At 69.7% G+C, this 15784-nt stretch carries 14 protein-coding genes; 6 read left to right on the plus strand and 8 right to left on the minus strand.

Annotation, left to right across the window (positions count from 1 at the left end):
* Positions 1-90: 90 nt before the first annotated feature.
* Complete coding sequence (gene aspS / locus D7W79_RS06750; protein ID WP_120524504.1) at positions 91-1908, minus strand: aspartate--tRNA ligase; 1818 nt, start codon at positions 1906-1908, stop codon at positions 91-93.
* Between the two features lie 190 nt (positions 1909-2098).
* Between aspS and D7W79_RS06755 the strand changes: the two genes are divergently transcribed.
* From D7W79_RS06755 to D7W79_RS06770, 4 genes are all read left to right on the plus strand, one after another.
* Positions 2099-3142: a hypothetical protein gene (locus D7W79_RS06755; RefSeq protein ID WP_120524505.1), complete on the plus strand. Its 1044-nt coding sequence runs from the start codon at positions 2099-2101 to the stop codon at positions 3140-3142.
* Between the two features lie 24 nt (positions 3143-3166).
* A complete protein-coding gene (locus tag D7W79_RS06760) occupies positions 3167-4462 on the plus strand; it encodes a hypothetical protein (protein WP_120524506.1) in 1296 nt (431 codons plus the stop codon).
* Between the two features lie 11 nt (positions 4463-4473).
* Entirely contained in the window at positions 4474-5250 is a 777-nt protein-coding gene (locus D7W79_RS06765) for a hypothetical protein (RefSeq protein WP_120524507.1), read from the plus strand.
* A 196-nt stretch (positions 5251-5446) separates the two neighbouring features.
* Positions 5447-5686 (plus strand): YHS domain-containing protein, encoded by a 240-nt coding sequence (locus tag D7W79_RS06770; RefSeq protein ID WP_120524508.1) that lies wholly within the window; start codon positions 5447-5449, stop codon positions 5684-5686.
* 24 nt (positions 5687-5710) lie between these two features.
* On the opposite strand, the gene recJ is transcribed toward D7W79_RS06770, so the two are convergent.
* The gene (gene recJ, locus D7W79_RS06775) at positions 5711-7426 is read right to left on the minus strand and encodes a single-stranded-DNA-specific exonuclease RecJ (RefSeq protein WP_120524509.1); all 1716 of its coding nucleotides are present in this window, start codon (positions 7424-7426) and stop codon (positions 5711-5713) included.
* A 170-nt stretch (positions 7427-7596) separates the two neighbouring features.
* On the opposite strand from recJ, the gene D7W79_RS06780 reads away from it, so the two are divergent.
* Positions 7597-8181, plus strand: coding sequence for an outer membrane beta-barrel protein (locus D7W79_RS06780; protein WP_120524510.1), 585 nt, complete (start codon positions 7597-7599; stop codon positions 8179-8181).
* A 72-nt stretch (positions 8182-8253) separates the two neighbouring features.
* Here the strand turns inward: D7W79_RS06780 and secF are convergent, their stop codons facing one another.
* The 6 genes from secF to D7W79_RS06810 form a co-directional block, all read right to left on the minus strand.
* Positions 8254-9414, minus strand: coding sequence for a protein translocase subunit SecF (gene secF / locus D7W79_RS06785; protein WP_120524511.1), 1161 nt, complete (start codon positions 9412-9414; stop codon positions 8254-8256).
* A gap of 30 nt (positions 9415-9444) precedes the next feature.
* Positions 9445-11217, minus strand: a complete 1773-nt coding sequence (gene secD, locus D7W79_RS06790) for a protein translocase subunit SecD (protein ID WP_120524512.1) — start codon at positions 11215-11217, stop codon at positions 9445-9447.
* Positions 11217-11567, minus strand: coding sequence for a preprotein translocase subunit YajC (yajC, locus tag D7W79_RS06795; RefSeq protein ID WP_120524513.1), 351 nt, complete (start codon positions 11565-11567; stop codon positions 11217-11219). The genes secD and yajC overlap by 1 nt, the downstream gene beginning before the upstream one ends.
* A 151-nt stretch (positions 11568-11718) precedes the next feature.
* Entirely contained in the window at positions 11719-12915 is a 1197-nt protein-coding gene (gene tgt, locus D7W79_RS06800; RefSeq protein ID WP_120524514.1) for a tRNA guanosine(34) transglycosylase Tgt, read from the minus strand.
* A gap of 5 nt (positions 12916-12920) precedes the next feature.
* Positions 12921-14009: a tRNA preQ1(34) S-adenosylmethionine ribosyltransferase-isomerase QueA gene (gene queA / locus D7W79_RS06805; RefSeq protein ID WP_120524515.1), complete on the minus strand. Its 1089-nt coding sequence runs from the start codon at positions 14007-14009 to the stop codon at positions 12921-12923.
* A 52-nt stretch (positions 14010-14061) separates the two neighbouring features.
* Entirely contained in the window at positions 14062-15168 is a 1107-nt protein-coding gene (locus tag D7W79_RS06810) for a SpoIID/LytB domain-containing protein (protein WP_120524516.1), read from the minus strand.
* Positions 15169-15285: 117 nt separating this feature from the next.
* Here D7W79_RS06810 and D7W79_RS06815 point away from each other — a divergent pair.
* Positions 15286-15784 (plus strand): hypothetical protein (locus D7W79_RS06815; RefSeq protein WP_120524517.1); only part of this gene is annotated, 499 nt, incomplete at its 3' end.

A 15784-nucleotide genomic window follows, 5' to 3' on the forward strand; every position in this document is an offset into this window, starting at 1 on the left:
ACTCCCCCGGGCCTTGCGAAGGGCCCGGGGTGCGGCGAGGAACGAAAGCGGCGCGCCGGGAGTGTCCTCCACCCGGCGTCGTGACACCGACTACTTCTGCGGCAGCGGCACCGTGCGCACGTGCAGGTCTCGCAGCTGCTTCTCGTCCACGTCGCCGGGAGCGCCCGTCATCGTGTCCGTGCCCGTCTTCGTCTTGGGGAACGGAATCACGTCGCGCAGGGACTCCGCGCCCGTCAGCAGCATCACCAGGCGGTCCATGCCCAGCGCGATGCCGCCGTGCGGGGGCGCGCCGTACTTGAGCGCGTCCAGCAGGAAGCCGAACTTCACGCGCGCCTCCTCCTCCTGGATGCCCAGCGCCTTGAACACTTCGCTCTGCACCTTCGGGTCATGCAGGCGGATGGAGCCGCCGCCAATCTCGAAGCCGTTGAGCACCACGTCGTAGCGGTGGCACTTCACGCGGCCGGGGTCGGTCCCCAGGTACTGCACATCCTCGTCGTGAGGACGCGTGAAGGCGTGGTGCGCCGCGGCCCAGGTGTTCGTCTCCTCGTCGAACTCGAAGAGGGGCGGGTTCACCACCCAGAGGAACTTCCACTGGCCGCCGCTGCCGTACTCGGGGATGAGCCCCAGCTTCTTCGCCACGTGCACGCGCAGGTTCGCCATCACCGTGTGCACCAGCGACTCGCGGCCGAACTGGAACAGGATGAGGTCGCCCGTCTTCGCGTTCACGGCCTGGTTGATGGCCTGCCGCAGCGCCGGCGTAATCGTCTTGGACAGCGGGGACTGGGTCCACTCACCGCCCTCGCCCACCTTCGCGCGCGCCAGGCCCTTGGCGCCCGCCTGCTTCGCGAAGTCCTCCAGCTTGTCGCTCTCCGCGCGCGACAGCGCCTTCTCCGCCGGGACGACCATCGCCTTGACGATGCCCTTGTCCTGCACCGCCTCCCACATCATGGGCACGCCGCCGGCCGCGCCGTGCTCGCGGATGACGTCGGTGAGCACCACGTGCTCCAGCCCGAAGCGCAGGTCCGGCTTGTCGTTGCCGTACTTCGCCATGGACTCGTAGAAGTCCATGCGCATGAAGGGCGTCGGGATGTCGATGCCCAGCACCTCGCCCCACAGCTTCTTCAGCAGCCCTTCGATGATGGTGAAGATGTCGTCCTGGGTGACGAAGCTCATCTCCACGTCGATCTGCGTGAACTCCGGCTGCCGGTCCAGACGCAGGTCTTCATCGCGGAAGCACTTCACGATCTGGAAGTACCGGTCGAAGCCCGCGACCATGAACAGCTGCTTGTAGAGCTGAGGGCTCTCCGCCAGCGCGTAGAACTTGCCCGGGTTCAAGCGGCTGGGGACCAGGAAGTTGCGCGCGCCGCCCGGCGTGTACTTGCCCATGAAGGGCGTCTCCAGCTCCAGGAAGCCGTTGCCCGCCATGTACGAGCGCGCCAGCGTGTTCATCTTCGAGCGCGTCATCAGCGTCTTCTGGAGGGGCCCGCGGCGCAGGTCCAGGTAGCGGTGCGCCAGGCGCTTCTCCTCGGACGTGTCCACGTTGTCCTCGATGAGGAACGGCGTGGGCTCCGAGCGGTTGAAGATGGTCAGGTCCGAGGCCTTCACCTCGATCTCCCCCGTCTTCATCTTCGGGTTCACGTTCTTGCCGCGCGACAGCACCTTGCCCTTGATGCCGATGCAGTACTCCAGGCGCAGGTGGCCGGCCGTCTCGTGGGCTTCCTTGCTGTCCGGCTCGAACACCACCTGGGTGAGCCCTTCGCGGTCCCGCAGGTCGATGAACACCGCGCCGCCATGGTCGCGGCGGTTGTGCACCCAGCCGAAGAGGACCACTTCTTCGCCAACGTTCGCGGCCGTGAGCTGACCGCAGGTGTGGGTACGCTTGACCTCGGAAATGAACGGGACCGCCATGGAGACCGCCTGCGTTTGGTTCGGGAAGGAAGGCCGGGCACCATAGCGGATCGTGGAAACGACGCGTCAAGGAATCCATGGCTCCTCCGCCCTCGTGTTTTCACCCGCTTCTCACTCGGAAGACGGGCGCTTGAGCAGGCAGGCGCGCAGGTCCCCGCAACCTGAAAAGGGTTCCCGGGTTGGAGCCTCCATGCTGCTGCTGCTGGCGTTGCTGGGGGCAAGCCCCACCTGGGCGGCGGAGGCCGCGGACAGCTCCGTCACGCTCGAGGCGAGCGGCGGCCACGGATATGCCCTCTGGAGCCTGCTGGGCGACGTGGGCGTGGGCGAGGCGACCTTCGTCACGCTGGGCTACACCGGCGCGCGGCCGGAGTCCGGCACCGCGGCCACCCACCAGCTCTCCGTGGGCCTGGACCACCTCGCGGGCAAGCACTGGCTCTTGTCCGGCGCCGTCAGCCTGGGCCTGTCCAAGGGCTCCGACACGGAGCTCTCCCCGGAGCGCCCCCGCCTCAACCTCCCCGGCCTCACCGCCCGGACCGGCTACGGCAGCCAGGCGGTGCAGCTGGGCGCGGCCTGGGACTCGGCGGGCTTCGACACCTGGGAGTACGGCCTGGACGCGGGCGTGGGCATCAGCCGCTACCCGCTGCGCCGCCAGCTCTTCACCGTCGCGGAGGGCGCCCCCACGGAGCGCTACGCCCAGGAGGAGGTCCTCTGGTCCGCCCGGCCCACGCTGGGCGCGCGGCTCATCTGGGATGGCCGCTGGGAGCTGGGGCTGCGCGGGGGCTACGCCTTCTACAGCGAGGACCCGCTCACCGCGGGCCAGTTCACCGACGCGGAAGCCGATGCGCTGGCGGCCCGGCTCGAGGACCGGGCCGCCGCCCGGAAGGCCCTGGCGGGCCTGCGCCTCCGCCAGCTGCGCGACCTGGGCGCGGTCGTGACGCGCCGCCTGGGAGAGGTCAACGCCGGCACCGGCTTTCCCTCCGCCCCGGTCCGCTGGGACGTGAAGCCGTCCCTCTCCTGGCGCCTCACCCCGGCCGTGAGGGCACAGGTGTCCTACGCCTTCACCCAGTACGTGCCCGGCCAGGGCGTGGCCCACGTCGTGGCCACCCGGTGGACGGTGCGCCTGGGCGACGCGGTGCGGCTGTGGGCCTCCGTGGCCCTCCAGCGGGACGTGCCCGAGGCCACCCCGGCCCAGACCTCCGGCCTGCTCACACTCGGAGGGGAATACACGTTCTGAGCGGTCCGGAGTAAAACGGGCGTCATGCTCCGAACAGTCATCACCGCCGCCGTCGGGCTGACCCTGGCCACGGGCTGCGCGCCGGACAGCGAGGCCCCCGTGAAGGTCTCCGTCCTGTCCCGGTCCAGCAATGGCCAGTACGTCCCCACGCAGGTCGAACTCACCACCATCGAGGACGTCGTCGGCCTCAAGGGCACCGTCGGCGACATCCAGGGTGGCGCCCGCATCGTCATCGACGTGAACGACCCCGGGCTCCAGAACGCCACGGAGGCCACCATCGCAGACGTGCTGATCAAGAAGTCCGGCCACGACGTGAAGGCCAGCTACATCACCCAGAAGGATGAGAAGACGGGCGAGGACGTCCTCTGGCCCGCGGACTTCCACTCCTGGAACATGGTGACCTCGTATTACAACCTCGAGCGCGCCAACGAGTACTTCCGCACCGTCGCCAACGTGAAGGTCGTGACCTTCGAGCCCACGCCGACGCTCTACTACTTCCCGGAGTTCATCCAGGCGCAGGTGAGCAAGGAGCCGGCGCGGGACAACGCCCTCTTCTACCCGGTGCTCCAGTCCTTCCTGGTGCTGCCGTTCGACAAGATTCAACGCGCCCCGCTGCCCCTCAACGCCGCGGTGATGGCGCACGAGTATTCGCACCTCGTGTTCAACCGGCTGTCGTACGCCGGCCAGTCGCTACCCCTGGCGCTGTCCACCTGGGGATCGCAGTCGCCCAGCCAGGGCGCCAACGTGCTCAAGGCCTTCGACGAGGGCCTGGCGGACTACCACGCCTACGGCGCCACCTGCCGCAGCCCCAGCGGGTGTGACCCGCGCTTCATGGCGCCCTCGTTCGACGGCGGTCCCTACGCCGGCGTCACCGACGCGCGGGACCTGTCCAACGGCAACCGCTGCATGAGCGCGCTGCTGTACGCCCGCGTGCAGCAGCAGGACCTGGACACCTTCTCCGCCGACGGCGCCGAGTACCAGGTGGGCACCATCCTGGCGACCGCGCTCTACCAGGCGGGCCGCTCCACCGGTCAGGAGGCCCAGCTGCAGCGCGACATCGTCTCCGCGTACTACGACACGGACCCCGCGAAGCCGGGCATCTACCAGTACACGCAGATGGTCCTGGGAGATCAGTCGCTGTTCACGCTGGCCGTCCCGGCCCGGGCCATCATCTCGCACATCACCGACCTGGAATTGCGCAAGGCCGTCTGCAACGAGTTCCTGGACCACCTCCAGCTCCCGCGCGAAGACCTCATCGGTGCCAACCTCTGCCCGGCCAGCGCGGCGGGCGGCACCACCTGCCCCAGCATCTTCCAGTGAGGCCCGCTCCCTTGAACACCTGGCTCAAGGCCTGCCTCGCCGGCAGCCTGCTCATCACCCCCGCCGCCTTCGCCCAGAGCGCGGACGACGACGACCCCTACGCCTACCCGGAGCAGGAAGCCGAACGCGCCCAGGAGAAGGCCCAGAAGGAAGACGACGACGCCTACGACCGCCGCCGCAAGCTGGTGGATGAGACGGACGAGTTCCGCGAGGCCGCGGAGACCGACAACAACGAAGGCTTCCAGCGCATGGCCCGCCTGGACGACCCCAACCTGGGCGTCGCGGTGGAGCTGGTCGCCGGCCTGTTGATGGTGGACAGCGCCCGCGGTGACTTCTCCGACAACAAGCCCGGCCTGGGCGTGCGCGCCACCTGGGAGTTCGGCCGCTCGCTCTTCACCGAGAACGAGACCCTGCGCGAGGGCCTCTTCGCGGACCTGCGCTGGATCTACAGCAGCCTCAGTGACGGCACGGATTTCATCAAGGGGGACACGCGCCTTCACTACTTCACGCTCGCCCCCGCCTGGCTGTTCCGCTTCGGTGACTCGCCCTTCGGTCTGTTCCTTCAGGCCGGTGGCGGACTCGCCTACCAGAACACCGGCATCACCATTGGCGAGGATGAGACCAAGGTGAACGGCCTCAAGCCCGTCATCCAGTACGGCCTGGGCATCCGCGGCCGGCCCGCGCTGTCGCGCACGCTGAACCTCACCTTCCGCCTGGAAGCCATGGGCCTGCGGCGCGGCTACGCCAACGACATCTTCATCGGTGGCAGCGCCGGCGTCGGCTTCTAGCGCCGCCCCGGACGTCCCTTCGGCCCCCGCGCCCTTCCCACCCGGGAAGCGGTGGCGGGGGCTGAACTTTTTCCCCCATTTGCCCTCCCCTCAGGGCCGCGCTGCTTGGTCTTCCAAGGAGATGGACCACTGGCACGGCCCCTGCTTACATTCGCCCCGGGTGGGGGAGTCAGGGGCGTCGGGCTGGAGGTGGAAGATGAACGGTGGTCAGGAACAGGAACAGGGCAACACGCGGCACTGGGATCCGGTGTGCGGCCGGCACCTGGAGGCCCCGGAGGGCCATCCCTCGTCGGAGTACAAGAAGCGCCGGTACTTCTTCTGTTCGGAGGGCTGCCGCACCGCCTTCGAGCGTCAGGCGGAGCGCTTCCGCCTCAACGAGCTGGCGCGGGCCGGCGCGCTGATGTCGCCGGGCCGGGTGCGCTGGGGGCTCGCGTAGCGAAGGGGGACCGCGGGACGTACGTCAGGCGGCCTGACGCACGTCCTTGAGGCGCAGGGACAGCTTGCGCTGGCCCCGGAAGGTGTCGAAGCCGGCCTGGAAGGCCAGGTCCACCGGCCCCTCCACCAGCGACACGCGGTCCGCCATGCCGAAGCCGATGGCATCCAGCTCCGGCGCATCCACGAGCGCGAGCTTGAGGTGCCCCGCGCCCGGCGCACCGGACTTCGCGGGCAGCACGCGCGGCCGGGCCTGCTGGCCGCGCAGCACCAGCACCGGCTCCGGGTTGCCCTGACCGAAGGGCCCCAGCTTCTGCAGCGACTCCACCGCCGTCGCGTCCAGGTCGCGGGGGTTCACCACCGCGTCCACGCGGCAGCGCGGAATCAGGTCCTCGGGCGTCAGGCGCTGGAGGGCAATCCGGGCGAAGGCCTCGCGGAAGGCGGGCAGCTGCTTCGCGTCCACGGTGAGGCCGGCGGCGTGTTTGTGCCCGCCGTAGCGCATGAGCAGGTCCGAGCAGCCGGTGAGCGCGTCGTACAGGTGGAACGCCTCGATGCTGCGCGCCGAGCCCTTCCCCACCCCGTCCTTCACGCCCACCATCACCGTGGGCCGGTGGTAGCGCTCCACCACGCGCGACGCGACGATGCCGATGACGCCCGGGTGCCAGCCCTCGTCGTAGAGCACCAGCCCGCGCGCGTCCTTGTGCTCCTCCGCCTGCGCCAGCGCCTGCGTGAGGATGCTGCTCTCAATCCCCTGCCGCTCCGCGTTCGCGCGGTCCAGCACCTGCGCCAGCGAGCGCGCCGTCTCCACGGAGTCCGCGCACAGGAGCTGGAGGCCCAGCGACGCGTCATGCAGGCGGCCCGCGGCGTTGATGCGGGGCCCCAGGCGGAAGCCCACCTGCCCCGCGGTGACGGACGCGTCCGGCTCCAGGCCGGCCACCTCCTTCAGCGCACGGATGCCGGGGCGGCGGCCCTGGGACAGTTCCTGGAGCCCGTGCGCCACGAGGATGCGGTTGGCGCCGGTGAGCGGCACCACGTCCGCCACGGTGGCCAGCGCAACCAGGTCCATCAGCGCCTTGAGGTTGGGCTCCTTGCGCGTGGCGAAGAAGCCGTCGTCGCGCAGCCGCTTGCGCAGGCCCATGCACAGGTTGAAGGCCACGCCCGCGGCGCACAGCACCTTGGTGGGGTACTCGCAGCCGGGCTGGTGCGGGTTGAGCACCGCCGTGGCGGGCGGCAGCGTGGGCGGCACCGTGTGGTGGTCCACCACCACGACGTCCAGGCCCATCTCCTTCGCGCGGGCAATCTCCGCCACGGAGGTGATGCCGCAGTCCAGCGTCACCAGCAGGCGCGTGCCGTCCTGCGCGATGCGCTCCACCGCGGCCAGGTTGAGGCCGTAGCCCTCGTCCAGCCGGTGCGGGATGTACGTGGCGGGGGTGGCGCCCAGCTCCTTCAGGAACAGGTACATGAGCGACGTGGAGGACACCCCGTCCACGTCGTAGTCCCCGTAGAGCGTCACCTTCTCCTTGAGCCGCACCGCGCGCAGCACGCGCTCCACCGCGGGGCCCATGCCCTTCATCCGGAACGGGTCTGGCAGGTCCGCCAGCCGGTCCGACAGGAAGGCCGACGCCGCCTCCGGCGTGCGGTAGCCCCGGTGCAGCAACACCCTTGCCGCCAACGGGTGCAGCGACAGCTCACCCGCAAGCGAACCGACCTCCTGCTCGACGACATCTGGAAGCAACCACCGCATGGCGAAGGACAGTACCTCAGACGTCCGACCAAGGCAGTCCAACCCGTCCACTCACACCTCCCTCCTGCACGCGTGTTCAGCCGTGCGCTCGCCTGCCTTCCTGCTGTGAACCTGCACGGCGGGTACGCGGTGCCCAGCTTGATTGCACACCCGTGGACAGGGAGGTCCGCATGCTTCGCAGGTTTCTCCAGGGCGGTGCCCTGATGGCCGTCGTGTTGGGCGCGGGGCCCGCGCTCGCGCAGAAGAAGCAGGGGGACGTGAACGTCTTTCTGCGCGGCGGCATTGGCGACTACACGGGCGACCTGGGCGACCTGTCGAGCACCGGCCCGCTGTGGGGCCTCACGCTCAACCTCCAGCCCACCACCTTCCTCGGCTTTGAGGTCGGCTACGAGGGCTCGCAGAACAAGGTCGCCGACACCCGCCTCTTCGACGCGCCCTCGTTGGTGCGCAACGGAGGCAGCGCGCTGGTGAAGGTGTCGCCGCCCTTCCTCACCGCGGTGCGCCCCTTCGCGGGCGTGGGCCTGGGCCTGTCCTACGTGGACGTGCGCGGCGCGGGCGCGGGGCTCTACGACAGCGACTTGATGGAAGAGGTGCCGCTCGCGGTGGGCCTGGAGTTCAACACCGGCGGCCTCACGGCGGGCGTGCGCGGCACGTACCGCATCCTCATCGACCAGGACTTCGCGGACGCCACCAGCACGGACGACGCGGGCGGAGGCCTGATGGACGCGTCGCTCACGCTGGGCGCGCGCTTCTAAAGCGAAGGGCCCTCGCTCCCGGGATGGGAGGAGGGCCCTCGTTGCTTCAAGGCGCCGAAGCCCGGAGACGGCTCAGGCCGTCTTCGGCTCCTTGGAGCCGTGGTGCGCCTCGCGGGCGTGCGCGCGCTCGTCCAGCCAGATGACCAGCGGGCTGGCGATGTACACGGACGAGTACGTGCCCACGAGGATGCCCACCAGCATCGCCATGGCGAAGTCGAAGATCTCGCCCACGCCGAAGATGAGCAGACCGATGAGCGACAGCGCCGTCACGCCGGAGGTGAGGATGGTGCGGCCCAGCGTGTCGTTGACGGCGATGTTGATGATCTCCGGCAACGGCTTGCCCTTGTACTTCACCATGTCCTCACGGATGCGGTCGTAGATGACGATGGTGTCGTTCACCGAGTAGCCCACGACGGTGAGCAGCGCGGCGATGGACGTGAGGTTGAACTCGCGCCGGCTCACCAGGTAGTAGCCCGCCACCATCACCACGTCGTGGAGCATGGCCAGGAGCGCGCCCGGGCCGAACTTGAAGTCGAAGCGGAACGCCACGTACAGGAGGATGGCGATCATGGAGTACACCAGCGCCATGATGCCGCGGTTGCGCAGCTGCTTGCCCACCTGCGGACCCACGTAGTCCACGCGGCGCTGCTCGAAGTTGGGCTTGTCCAGGCCCGCGCTCAGCGCGGAGTAGACCTTGTCCGCCATGCCGCTCGCGACGACCTGGTAGTCGTAGCCGTTGCCGCCCTGGTTCGCGCCCAGGTCACGCACCTCCTGCACGCCGATGCCCGCGCCCTCGACGGCCTTCTTCACGGCCTCCGCGGACATGGGCTGCGTGGAGCGGAAGTTCACGATGCCGTTCGCCATGTCGGCGTAGACGTTGCGCGTCTCGCCCAGGCCCTGGATGGCCGTCTTGGCGCGCTCGGCGTTCTCCTCCGTGAGCTGCGTGACGCCGCCCATGCGCAGGAGGAAGGAGTTCTCCTCGGCCGCGCCCACGCCCTGGACGCTGACGTCGTGAAGGCCACCCGCCTGGGCCTTCTCGCGCACCTGCTCCGCGGTGGTGGGCGTGTTGTACTTCAGCTCCACCACCGTGCCGCCGGCGAAGTCCACGCCGAAATTGAACCCCACCGCGGCGATGCCGACGATGATGGCCAGGTTGATGAGCGTGGAGATGAAGAGCGCCGGCTTGCGCTTTCCAATGAAGTCGATGTTCGTCTTGTGCTTGAGAATCTGCATGGCGGATTTCCCGAAGGCGCTGGGGCCCGGTTAGACGGACACCGACTGCGCGTTGCGGCCGTGGACGAAGTAGGTCGTGATGACGCGCGTCACGACGATGGACGTGAACAGCGACGCCAGCAGACCCACGATGAGCGTGGTGGCGAAGCCGCGGACCGGACCCGTTCCCGTGAAGAACAGGATGAAGCCCGCGATGAGCGTCGTCACGTGCGCGTCGAAGATGGTCCAGAAGGCGCGGTCGTAGCCCTGGTCCACCGCCGCGCGCGCGGACTTGCCGTGGGACAGCTCCTCGCGGATGCGCTCGTTGATGAGCACGTTCGCGTCCACCGCGATGCCCAGCGTGAGCACGAAGCCCGCGATGCCCGGCAGCGTCAGCGTGGCGTTGAAGAACGCCAGGCCGGCCAGGATGAGCAGACCGTTGAGCAGCAGCGCCACGTCCGCGATGAGGCCGGACTTGCGGTAGTAGATGGCCATGAAGACGACGACGAGCGCCAGGCCCACCAGCGCGGCCAGGCTGCCCTTCTTGATGAGCTCGTCGCCCAGCGTCGCGCCCACCTGACGGATTTCGCCCACCGTCACCGGCGCGGGCAGCGCGCCCGCCTTGAGCACCAGCGCCAGCGTCTGCGCCTCGCCCAGCCACTCCTCGAAGCTGCGCCCGGCGGCGCGGCCCATGGTGATGCGCGCGCGGCCGCCACCAATCTTCTCGTTGATGCGCGGGGCGGTGTGCACGTTGTCGTCCAGCACGATGGCCATCCGGCGGCCCACGGCGGCCTCAGTGAGCTTCTCGAACTCGCGCGAACCGGCCGGGTCGAAGGCGATGTTCACCTCCGGCTCGTTCATCTGGCTGACGGACGCGTCCGCGCCCGCCAGGCTCTCACCCGTGAGCGGAACGTTCTTGTCCAGCAGGTAGCTGCGGTACGCGATGCAGTCGTTCTTCTTCACCGGGCTCGGCACGCACTCGGTGACGACGTCGCGGCCTTCCGGCGTCTTGTCCTTCGCGTACGCCAGCAGCGCCTCGCGGTTGGGCGAGGACAGCTGCGGGAAGCCCTCGTCCTCCACCAGGGTGATCTTGCTCTCCGCCGGGGGCGGGTGCTGCTGGAACATTTGCGCGAACACCTGGGGGTTGGTGTCGTCCACCATCCGGAACTCCAGCTGCGCGGTGGTGCCCACCAGCTCCTTGGCCTGCTCCGGGTTGCTGCGGCCGGGCAGCGAGATCTGGATGGAGTCCGTGCCCAGCTTGCGCACGTCCACTTCCGCCACGCCCCACTTGTCGATGCGGCGGCGGATGACGAGCATGGCCTGGTCCACGGCCTCGTCACGGAAGCGGTTCACCTGGCCCTCGTCCGGCTTGAGCACCAGCGTGCCGCCGTTGCGCGACTCCAGGGAGAAGTCCGTGAAGGTGGCGAGCACTTCCTTCTGGATGGCGTCCATGGTCGCCGGGTCCTTCGCGGTCAGCGTCAGCTCCAGCCGCTCCGGATCCGTGTCCGCCGTCACCTCGCCCAGCTTCTTGTCGTTGACGTAGGTGGCGATCTGCGTCCCGCGGCGCTCGGTGCGCTTCTGCAGGGCCGTCTTGGTGTCCACCCGCATCACCATGTGGATGCCACCCTGCAGGTCCAGCCCCAGGTTGAGGCGGTACCTGGCGGGGGGCGCCCACCGGGGCAGCCGCTGCTCCAGCACGGCGATGTTGTTGCGCTCGGCGCGGTCCAACACCACCAGCGAGTAGTACGTCGGGACGAGGAACCAGATAGTCCCCAGCGTCACCGCGACAATCATTCCGAACTTCCACCACCAGCCGCGGTCCATTACTTCTCCTCCTTCTTCTCAGCGGGGAGCGCCGCCGGGGCGCCCGCCACCGGAACGGATCCCTTCGCACTGACAGCCGTCTTGAGCACGCGCACGCGCACCCCGCTGGCGATTTCCAGCGTCACGGTGGAGTCGTCCACCTGGTGGATGCGACCGAGGATGCCGCCGGACGTCACGACGTCATCCCCCTTCTTCAGCCCCGCGAGCAGGTTGCGGTGCTCCTTGAGCTGCTTCTGCTGGGGGCGGATCATCACGAAGTACATGATGGCCACCAGCACGGCGAGGAAGCCGAAGGTCCCCAGGGGGGAACCGGCCCCGGCCTGCGCGAGAATCAGGAAACTGTCAGCCACGTACTGCCTCGTCGTTTGAAGGGGAGGACTCGGAAACGCGGCCCCGACCCGGCGTACGGGTGGGGTCAAAACATCCGAAAGGGTGGCCTCTTAGCAAGGGCGCCCCATGTGAGCAAGTGAACGCCGGAAGCGCGGCAATCCCGTTGCCCGCTCACCGGCCGCCTTTGCGCTCCGCTTCCTGGGCCTGAGCCCTTGCCCGGAAGTCCCGGGCGAACGCGGCGAAGCGGTCCTCCGCGATGGCCCGGCGCACCTGGGCCATCAGGTCCAGGAAGTAGTGCAGGTTGTGCAGCGTGTTGAGCCGCATCGCCAGGATTTCCCCCGCCGCGAAGAGGTGCCGCAGGTAGGACCGGCTGAACGTGCGGCAGGTGTAGCAGGAGCACGCCGGGTCCACCGGGCGGGGGTCCCTGGCATAGGCCGCGTTGCGGATGACCAGCTTGCCCTCCGAGGTGAAGAGCAGGCCGTTGCGCGCGCACCGCGTGGGCAGCACGCAGTCGAACATGTCCACGCCCTGCTCCACGCACGTCACCAGGTCCAGCGGCGTGCCCACGCCCATCAGGTAGCGCGGCTTGTCCCGGGGCAGGAGCGGCGCGGAGTACGCCACGCCCGCGTGCATCGCCTCCGGGGCCTCGCCCACGGAGTAGCCGCCCAGCGCGTAGCCGGGCAGGTCCACCGCGCAGATCTCCTCCGCGTGGCGCTTGCGCAGGTCCTCGTGGAGGCCGCCCTGCACGATGCCGAAGAGCGACGAGCGCTCGCGGCTCCACGCCTTCACGCACCGGTGCAGCCAGCGCGTGGTGCGCGCCAGGGACTTCTCCAGGTAGGCCCGGTCCTCGGTGGACGGGGGGCACTCGTCGAACGCCATGATGACGTCCGCGCCCAGCGTCTCCTGGATTTCGATGGAGCGCTCCGGCGACAGCGAGTGCCGCGACCCGTCCAGGTGGGACTGGAACGCGGCGCCCTCCTCCGTGATCTTGCGCTTCTCCGACAGGCTGAACACCTGGAAGCCGCCGCTGTCGGTGAGCATGGGCCGGTCCCAGGAGATGAAGCGGTGCAGGCCGCCCATCTCCCCGATGAGCGGCTCTCCGGGGCGCAGCATCAGGTGGTAGGTGTTGCCCAGGATGATCTGCGCGTCCAGGGTCTTCAGGTCGTCCGGGCCCACGCCCTTGACGCTGCCCACGGTGCCCACGGGCATGAAGATGGGCGTCTCGATGGGGCCATGCGGCGTGTGCAGCCGGCCGCGGCGCGCCTTGGTGCCGCTCTGGTCCTCGTGCAACAGCTCGAAGCGCACCAGCCCCGGGGGCACGCGGGTATCGCCCTTCTCGCCCTTTTCCCTGCCCTGCTCGTCGACCACGGCACTCACTCCTTCACCAACATGGCATCGCCGTAACTGAAGAACCGGTAGCCCGCGCGCACGGCCTCCTGGTACGCGGCGAGCGTGCGCTCCCGCCCCAGGAGCGCGCTCACCAGCATCACCAGCGTGGAGCGCGGCAGGTGGAAGTTCGTGAGGAGCACGTCCACCTGGCGGAAGACATAGCCGGGCCGGATGAACATCGCCGTCTCGCCGGGACCGCTCTTGAGCCGGCCCGTGTCCGGGTCGGTGGCGGACTCCAGCGTGCGCACCACGGTGGTGCCCACGGCGACCACGCGGCGCCCTTCGGCCTTCGCGGCGTTCACGGCCGCGGCGGTGGCCTCCGGCACGGTGAAGCGCTCCGGGTGCATGTGGTGCTTGTCCAGCACCTCCTCGCGCACGGGGAGGAAGGTGCCGGGCCCCACGTCGAGCGTCACCTCCGCGCGCTGCACGCCCTTCGCCGCGAGCTTCGCGAACACCTCTTGCGTGAAGTGCAGGCCCGCGGTGGGCGCGGCCACGGCGCCGGACGCGCGGGCGTACACGGTCTGGTAGCGCTCGGCGTCCGCGCTGCTGGGCTCGCGGGTGATGTACGGAGGCAGGGGCAGCCGTCCCGCCGCGTCCAGGAGGCTGGCGAGCGACGTGCCCGGGGCGGCATGAAAGCGCACCCGATACTCCCCTCCCCCCAGGGCCTCCAGGATTTCGGCGGACAGGCCCCCGGCGAAGGTGACGGACTGGCCGGGCTTGAGCCCCTTGGACGCCTGGCCCAGGCAGACCCACTCGAGGGATTCGGGCGCGCCGCCGAGCGCGGCGGAGGTGAGCGTGGCCGCGGCGGCGGGCCGGACCACCAGCAACTCCACACGGCCGCCGGTGCCACTTTTCTGGCCCAGCAGGCGCGCGGGGATGACGCGCGCGTCGTTGAGGACGAGCAGGTCGCCCTCGCGCAGCAGGTCCACGAGGTCGGTGAAGTGCTGGTGGCTCCAGGCGCCGGTGGCGCGGCTGACGACCATCAGGCGCGACGCGTCCCGGTTGGGCAGCGGGGCCTGGGCGATCTGCGCCTCGGGGAGCTCGAAATCGTAGTCGGAGAGGAGGGACGACACGGGGTTGGCGCTTGTAGCAGCCCCCGCGCCCTCGCGGAACCGGCGTGGGAGGTCAGTAGAGCTGCTGGAACTCGGCGCCCGGGTAGTAGTGGGAGAGGATCTCCCGGTACGACTTGCCCTGGTCGGCGAAGGCCTTGGCGCCCCACTGGCACAGCCCCGCCCCGTGGCCGAAGCCACGCCCGGTGAACACGTAGTTCTTGCCGGAGGCTTCCACGTCGAAGTCCAGGCTCTTGAGGCGCGTGTAGCCCAGCTTTCGGCGGAACTGCACGCCGTCCACCACGGAGCCATCGGCCAGCGTCACGCGGGTCACCCGGTGCGTGGGCGTGCGACCGGTGACGCGCATGCCGTCCGGCGAGGACTTCAGCGCCTTGCGCAGCTCCGCCTCGGGGAGGGTCGCGGACCAGCGGCTGGCGGGCAGCTTGCCGCAGGGGCAGTCGACAGGCTGCAGGTAGGGCAGGTTCCGCTGGAGGGCATCCTGGCCGGACTCGGTGTGTCCTCCGCAGGAGGCATGGAAGTACGCCTCGATGGGGGCCAGGTCGTACGTGAGCACCTCGCCCCGCGTGGCCTCCACGGCGGCGCGCGTCTTGGCGTCCTCGCGGTTCACGCCGCCGTACACCTGGTGGAGCACGCTGCTGCCCATGTGGAAGGCGGCGCCGTAGGAATCGAGCTTCTTCTGCAGCGCGTACGTCCGGGCGGCCACGGCCTGGGCCTTGAGGGCCTCCAGGGGGAAGGACACGGGCATCTCGCTGCCGAGCACCGCCGCGAGGTAGTCCTCCAGGGGGATGACGTTGATGAGCTGGAGGCTGTTCTTGAAGACGCGCACGACGACGTCGCCACGCACCTGCGCGCTGCCCGCCTTGAGGGGCTCGTTGCCGGGGCCCCCCGCGTCGGTGGCCTCCATGCCGCCACGGAAGCGGATGGCGTCCCCGATGACAGGCGCCCCGTTCACCTCCAGCTTGCCGTTGCGGCGGCGAACGGTGGCCTGTCCGCCGCTGATGGCGACGAAGGTGCCGTCCTCGGCATCGGGGCCGAAGCCCAGGCCCCGGCCGCTCACGCGGACCTCGTCGCCGGGGTCGTCCATGGCAATGCGCATCGTCTCCACGGCGAACGCCCGCGACGACGCGAGCAGGAGCAGCAGCAGTGCCACACGTTGCAACATGGTCCAACAGTCTAGGGGCGGAGCGATCCGCCTCAAGAAATCGGCCGGAACCCGCCGGCAAACACCCACGGCCGCAGCCCGCGAAAACCCCAGGCGGATGCCGCAGAATAGAGCCCCGTGACCGCCTCCGTCCCCGATGCCGCCCGCCTGTCCCCCGAGGCCCTCGTCGCGGCCCTGCGCGAGCTGGCGCCCCGCACGTCCGCCGTGCTGGTGCGCCGGCTGGTGGAGCGCCGTCCCCTGGCGGAGTGCGCGGCCTGGTACGGGATTTCAAGCGACGCCTTCTCGGTGCTCCTGCTCCGCTCCGCGGAGGCCCTGGCCCGTCAGCTGGGACTGTCCGCGAGGTCCCCCGAGAGCCAGGAGGAAGCCACCGCCTGGGAGCGCATGCTGGCCATGGCCGTGGAGAAGGACACCGCGCCCGTGCCGGTGGCGCTCGCCCCCGTGGCCTGGCTGTGCCGGCGGATGCATGAGCTGGGACCTGAGCTGGAGGCCGCGCTGGCCCGGGCCGCCGAGGACGACGCGAACTCGCCTGGAAGGGCGCGGGAGGACTGGCTGCGGAAGCTGGCCGTGGCCGCGCTCCTGGCCCTGACCGCCTGGCTCTACTGGAGCCGCCCCCCCG

It is taken from the genome of Corallococcus exercitus, assembly GCF_003611585.1.
GTDB classification, from domain to species: Bacteria; Myxococcota; Myxococcia; order Myxococcales; family Myxococcaceae; genus Corallococcus; species Corallococcus exercitus.

Coding starts and splice junctions, on each gene's coding strand:
- secF (WP_120524511.1), bottom strand. CDS start 9,414: ATGCAGATTCTCAAGCACAAGACGAACATCGACTTCATTGGAAAGCGC.
- D7W79_RS06755 (WP_120524505.1), top strand. CDS start 2,099: ATGCTGCTGCTGCTGGCGTTGCTGGGGGCAAGCCCCACCTGGGCGGCG.
- D7W79_RS06760 (WP_120524506.1), top strand. CDS start 3,167: ATGCTCCGAACAGTCATCACCGCCGCCGTCGGGCTGACCCTGGCCACG.
- D7W79_RS06770 (WP_120524508.1), top strand. CDS start 5,447: ATGAACGGTGGTCAGGAACAGGAACAGGGCAACACGCGGCACTGGGAT.
- D7W79_RS06780 (WP_120524510.1), top strand. CDS start 7,597: ATGCTTCGCAGGTTTCTCCAGGGCGGTGCCCTGATGGCCGTCGTGTTG.
- D7W79_RS06810 (WP_120524516.1), bottom strand. CDS start 15,168: ATGTTGCAACGTGTGGCACTGCTGCTGCTCCTGCTCGCGTCGTCGCGG.
- recJ (WP_120524509.1), bottom strand. CDS start 7,426: ATGCGGTGGTTGCTTCCAGATGTCGTCGAGCAGGAGGTCGGTTCGCTT.
- secD (WP_120524512.1), bottom strand. CDS start 11,217: ATGGACCGCGGCTGGTGGTGGAAGTTCGGAATGATTGTCGCGGTGACG.
- aspS (WP_120524504.1), bottom strand. CDS start 1,908: ATGGCGGTCCCGTTCATTTCCGAGGTCAAGCGTACCCACACCTGCGGT.